5 protein-coding genes are annotated in these 5,781 nt (G+C 61.5%); all 5 read left to right on the top strand.

The genetic code is table 11. The features are described 5' to 3' along the window. Positions 1-1,472: sensor histidine kinase (locus MJ956_RS10370; protein WP_253964393.1), on the top strand; the 1,472-nt coding region annotated here is incomplete at its 5' end. Next, on the top strand, positions 1,444-2,808 hold the full coding sequence (ntrX, locus tag MJ956_RS10365) for a nitrogen assimilation response regulator NtrX (RefSeq protein ID WP_253964392.1): 1,365 nt from the start codon (positions 1,444-1,446) through the stop codon (positions 2,806-2,808). The genes MJ956_RS10370 and ntrX, both read left to right, overlap by 29 nt. 159 nt (positions 2,809-2,967) lie before the next feature. Then, a complete protein-coding gene (trkA, locus tag MJ956_RS10360) occupies positions 2,968-4,344 on the top strand; it encodes a Trk system potassium transporter TrkA (RefSeq protein ID WP_253964391.1) in 1,377 nt (458 codons plus the stop codon). Between the two features lie 181 nt (positions 4,345-4,525). Next, entirely contained in the window at positions 4,526-4,771 is a 246-nt protein-coding gene (gene hfq / locus MJ956_RS10355) for an RNA chaperone Hfq (protein WP_206453939.1), read from the top strand. Further along, positions 4,772-5,781 (top strand): GTPase HflX (hflX, locus tag MJ956_RS10350; RefSeq protein ID WP_253964390.1); only part of this gene is annotated, 1,010 nt, incomplete at its 3' end.

The raw sequence follows: 5,781 nt of genomic DNA, 5'->3' as shown, positions 1-5,781 counted from the left end.
CCGTCGATCCCGAGGTGATCGCTGCGTTACGGCTGATGGAGGAGCGTTCGGCGGAATATTCCAGTCTCCAGTCCAATCGCTTCGGCCTCCAGGTCGCTTTTGCCCTTTTATATCTAGGGATCACCCTGATTGTCCTGTTGTCGGCGATCTGGACCGGAATTGGCGTGGCCGACCGTCTCGTCCGACCGATCCGGATGCTGATGGGCGCTGCCGACGAGGTCAGCGACGGAAATCTGTCCATATCGGTTCCGGTACGAGCTTCTGACGGCGACGTCGGTTCCCTGTCGAACACATTCAACAACATGATCCTACAGCTTCGCAGCCAGCGTTCGGAACTCGTGCACGCCAAGGATGTTATCGACGAACGCCGCCGTTTCACCGAGGCCGTTCTGTCGGGCGTGACAGTGGGAGTGATCGGTGTGGAACGGGATGGTACCGTGACGATGGTCAATCCGTCGGCCGAGCGTATTCTCGACGTTGAATCGCGGCTCGTCGTAGGCCGGCATCTCCATGAGACGTTTCCGCTCATCGGCAGAATCTATCGCGCCGCGTCGCTTTCGTCGCGGCCAGAGTATCAAGAGGAAGTCAAACTGCGCATCCGCGACCGAGAAAGGACCCTGGCGATCCGGATCACGTCCTCGGAAGCAGCGGAGGGCGCCCAGTCGAGCGTGGTGACGATTGATGACATCACCGACCTTGTCGAGGCGCAGCGCTCTTCAGCCTGGGCGGACGTCGCGCGTCGCATCGCCCATGAGATCAAGAATCCGCTGACCCCCATTCAGCTTTCCGCCGAGCGCATCCGGCGCCGTTACGGCAAACGCGTCGAGGATGATCGGGAAGTCTTCGATCGGTGCATAGAAACGATCGTGCGACAGGTCTCCGACATCGGCCGCATGGTGGACGAATTCTCCACCTTCGCCCGAATGCCGAAGCCGAAGATGGAAGCCAAAGACCTCCGCGAAGCGCTGCGCGAGGCGGTCTTCATGCGCGAAATGGGCGACCACGGAATCGCCTTCGAGGCCGATATTCCGGATCAGCCGATGCTCGGTTCCTACGACATCCGGTTGCTGTCACAAGCGTTTGGAAACCTGGTGAAGAACGCGGTCGAGGCGCTCGAAGCAACCGAGGATGTCGAGGGTCGCATCGTGATCCGTGCGGAGCCGGGCTGGAACCGTCACATCGTCGAAATCATCGACAACGGTCGCGGATTTCCACGCGAGGATCGAGATCGTCTGCTTGAGCCCTACATGACGACGCGCGAGAAGGGTACGGGGCTCGGCCTGGCGATCGTACGGAAGATCATCGAGGATCACGGCGGAACCATTGCCCTCGACGATGCCCCGGACCAGCCTCACGGTGCATTGGTACGTATCACCTTGCCGGCGATGGAGACTGCCGTCGAGCCGAACGAAGAAGAGACGGAAGAAAGGACAGGTGAGACCGATGGCATCGGACATCTTGATCGTCGATGACGAAGCCGACATCCGCGAACTGGTAGCGGGGATTCTCGAGGACGAGGGTCACGAAACGCGGACGGCGGGCGGCTCGGACGCGGCGCTTCAGTCGATTGCCGACCGGGTGCCGCGGCTGATCTTTCTCGATATCTGGCTGCAAGGCAGCCGGTTGGATGGCCTTGATCTGCTGGACGCGATCAAGGCCCAGCACCCCGAAGTCCCGGTCGTGATGATATCCGGGCACGGCAATATCGAGACGGCCGTTTCGGCGATCCGGCGGGGGGCCTATGATTACATCGAAAAGCCGTTCAAGGCCGATCGGCTGATCCTCATCGCCGAACGAGCCCTTGAGACGTCGAAGCTCAAACGGGAAGTTTCCGAACTGCGTCGCCGTTCGTCCGATTTCGCCGAGTTGATCGGCAAGTCGCACCCCATGAACCAGTTGCGGACGTTGATCGAGCGGGTCGGCCCCACCAACAGCCGGGTGATGATCCTGGGCGCCTCGGGCTCCGGCAAGGAAATGGTTGCGCGCGCCATCCATGCAGGCTCGAGTCGAGCGGACGGCCCGTTCGTCGCTCTCAATGCGGCCGCCATCACGCCTGATCGAATGGAGGTGGAACTCTTCGGAACGGAGACCCCGCCAGGGGTCGAGCGCAAGGTCGGCGCGCTTGAGGAGGCCCACGGCGGTGTCCTGTATCTCGACGAGGTCGGCGACATGCCGCGTGAGACACAGAACAAGATCCTGCGAGTCCTCACCGAACAGACGTTCGAGCGCGTCGGCGGCTCCAAGCGGGTGAAAGTCGACGTGCGGATCATTTCGTCGACCGCGCAGAATCTCGAATCGATGATCGCCGATGGGGTATTCCGTGAGGATCTCTATCATCGGCTTGCCGTCGTCCCGATCGTCGTGCCGCCGCTCGCCGACCGACGCCAGGACATTCCGCTGCTGATCGAGGCGTTCATGACGCAGATCAGGGACCAGACCGGCATCAAGCCGAAGGCCATCAGCCCCGAGGCGATGGCGGTGCTGCAGTCCAGCGATTGGCCCGGAAACGTCCGGCAGTTGCGCAACAACGTCGAACGTCTGATGATCCTGTCGCGTGACGGCGATGCGGAAACCGCGATTTCGGCCGATATGTTGCCGCGCGAGGTGGGCGAAATGTTGCCGCGCACGCCGAGTCAGTCGGACGGACAGATCCTGGCCCTCCCGCTGCGCGACGCGCGTGAAGTGTTCGAGAAGGAGTATCTCGTCGCGCAGATCAATCGTTTCGGCGGCAATATCTCCCGCACGGCCGAGTTTGTCGGAATGGAGCGGTCGGCCTTGCACCGCAAGTTGAAGTCGCTTGGCATCTGAGGGCGCGGCATCGGACGGGGGAAGGCGGCGGGTTGGTCCCTACAGGCTGATAGGCGAGATCGCGACGCTGCGGACCTTGGACCCTTTGCGCAAAGCCTCTCAAGCCGATATGGACGCCGGTGGTGAACGGCTTGCTGGTCGGCAAAAGAGGCTCATTCCATGAGAGTGGTGATTTGTGGCGCGGGTCAGGTCGGCTACGGCATCGCCGAGCGCCTGGCATCCGAACGCAATGACGTGTCGGTGATCGACACGTCACGGTCGCTTATCCAGGCGATCCGGGATAATCTTGATGCCCGCGGCTTCGTCGGCCACGGAGCGCATCCCGACGTCTTGGCCGAGGCCGGCGCCGAGCAGGCGGACATGATCATCGCGGTGACGCTTCATGATGAGGTAAATATGGTGGCCTGTCAGGTCGCCCACTCGCTGTTCAATGTTCCCACCAAGATCGCGCGCATCCGGTCCCAGAGCTATTTGCGTTCGCATTGGCAGGATCTGTTCTCGACCGACAACATGCCCATTGACGTCATCATCTCGCCCGAGGTCGAGGTCGGCGAGATGGTGCTGCGGCGGATCGCCCTGCCTGGTGCGATGGATGCCGTGCGATTTGCCGACGATACGATCGCGATGGTTGCGATCGAATGCCGCGACGACTGCCCGGTGGTCGATACGCCTCTCGACCAGTTGACCGAGCTGTTTCCCGATTTGAAAGCCACGGTGGTCGGCATTTGGCGTGGGGAGCGGCTGTTCATTCCGACATCGAGCGACCAGATGGTGGCGGGCGACGTCGCCTATGTGGTCGCCGAGCGCTCCCATGTGCGCCGGACGCTTGGTCTATTCGGTCACGAGGAGCCGGAGGCTGGCCGGATAGTCATCGTCGGCGGCGGCAATATCGGGCTTTACGTCGCGCGGCAGATGGAAAGCCGCAACCTTGGCGCCAAGGTTCGTGTTATCGAGGCGGACCACGAGCGCGCGATCACCATCGCCGACACCTTGAAGCGGACCATCGTGTTGCATGGCAGCGGTCTTGATCAGGCGATTCTGAATGAGGCCGACATCAGACAGAGTGATCTTCTGGTGGCGCTGACCAATGATGACAAGGTCAATGTCCTCGCCAGTGTCATGGCAAAGCGGCTCGGATGCAGCGGCAATTTGACCTTGTTGAACAATCCCGACTACCAGAGTTTCACCCGAACGCTCGGTATCGATGCCTTTATCAATCCGCGTTCGGTTACAATTTCGCGGGTTCTCCAGCATGTGCGGCGCGGACGAATTCGGGCGGTTCACTCGATTCAGAACGGCGTTGCGGAGGTGATCGAGGCCGAGGCGCTGGAGACCTCGCCGCTGGTCGGCAAGCCGTTGCGCGAACTGGATTTGCCGGAGAACTTGCGGATCGGCGCGATCTATCGCAATGGCGAGTTTGTCCGACCCAGTGGGCAAACCAAGATCAAGGCGAAGGACCGTGTCGTGATCTTCGCGACGGCCAGCGCCGTCCGCCATGTCGAGCAGCTGTTCCGCGTGAGTTTGGAGTTTTTTTGATCCAGTCGCTCCGCAGCGGTGGGTTCATCAGCCAGGCGGTCGAGTTTTTGTTACGGTCGAGGTTGCGAGGCGAAGCACCGACACCGTAAGCGCTTGGTAGAGACCGAGCGAAACGCACGGATCGAAAGCCGCAAGGCGATCGTTGCCGCTGCCAATAAGAATAGGAAAAGGACTAGGTTTAATGCCTGAACGCACCCAGAATCTGCAGGATCTCTTTCTCAATACGGTCCGCAAGCAAAAGATTTCGCTGACGATCTTCCTGGTCAACGGCGTGAAATTGACCGGCGTGGTGACGTCTTTCGACAATTTCTGCGTGCTGCTCCGGCGCGACGGGCATTCGCAGCTGGTCTACAAGCACGCGATCTCGACGATCATGCCCTCGCAGCCGGTCAACATGTATGACGGCGACGAAGACGGGAAGGCGTGATTGGCCGAACGTAAGGAATCCAGGCCAAAGGGCCCGATCGAGCACGGCAGTGTGATCACGCGCGCGGCGGTCCTCGTTCCGGTCTTCAAGCAGTTTCAATCGCGAGACGAGGCAAGCCAGGGCGGCTCCGAGCTTGTGCGCCGGAGCGACGACGCGCGCTTGGAGGAGGCGATGGGCCTGGCCGCCGCAATCGGCCTCGATATCGTGGCCAGCGGCATCGTCAGCGGCGTTCGGCCGCGCCCTGCGACGCTGATCGGCGCCGGCAAGGTCGACGAACTGAAGGGCCTCGTGGCGAGCGAGGAGATCGGGCTCGTCGTCTTCGACCACCCACTGACGCCAGTCCAGCAGCGCAATCTCGAAAAGGAGCTCGACGCCAAGGTCCTCGACCGGACCGGGCTCATCCTCGAGATATTCGGCCAACGCGCCCGAACGAAGGAGGGTCGGCTTCAGGTCGAACTGGCGCATCTGAACTATCAACGCGGCCGGCTTGTACGCAGTTGGACTCATCTCGAGCGACAGCGCGGCGGTGCCGGATTTCTGGGCGGACCCGGTGAAACGCAGATCGAATCCGATCGCCGCCAGCTGCAGGAGCGCATCAAGCGGCTGGAAAAGGATCTGGAGTCGGTGCGGCGCACACGCCAGTTGCACCGCACCAAGCGCAAGAAAGCCCCACACCCGGTGGTGGCGCTGGTCGGTTATACGAACGCGGGAAAATCGACGCTTTTCAACCGCTTGACCGGCGCGGACGTCTTCGCCAAAGACCTGCTGTTCGCAACGCTCGATCCGACTCTACGCCGTGCCACGCTTCCCCACGGCACCGACGTCATATTCTCCGATACCGTGGGCTTCGTCTCCGACCTGCCGACCCATCTCGTCGCCGCCTTCCGTGCAACCTTGGAAGAGGTGATCGAAGCCGAGATCGTCCTGCATGTACGCGACATGGCCGATCCCGATAGCTTGGCGCAGGCCGAGGACGTTGGGAAAATCTTGCGTGACCTCGACATCGACGC

The sequence above is a fragment of the Aurantimonas marianensis genome (assembly GCF_024195285.1).
Taxonomy (GTDB): domain Bacteria; phylum Pseudomonadota; class Alphaproteobacteria; order Rhizobiales; family Rhizobiaceae; genus Aurantimonas; species Aurantimonas marianensis.
Note: the sequence above shows the minus strand (reverse complement) of the source record. Positions and strands in the feature narration are given on the sequence as shown.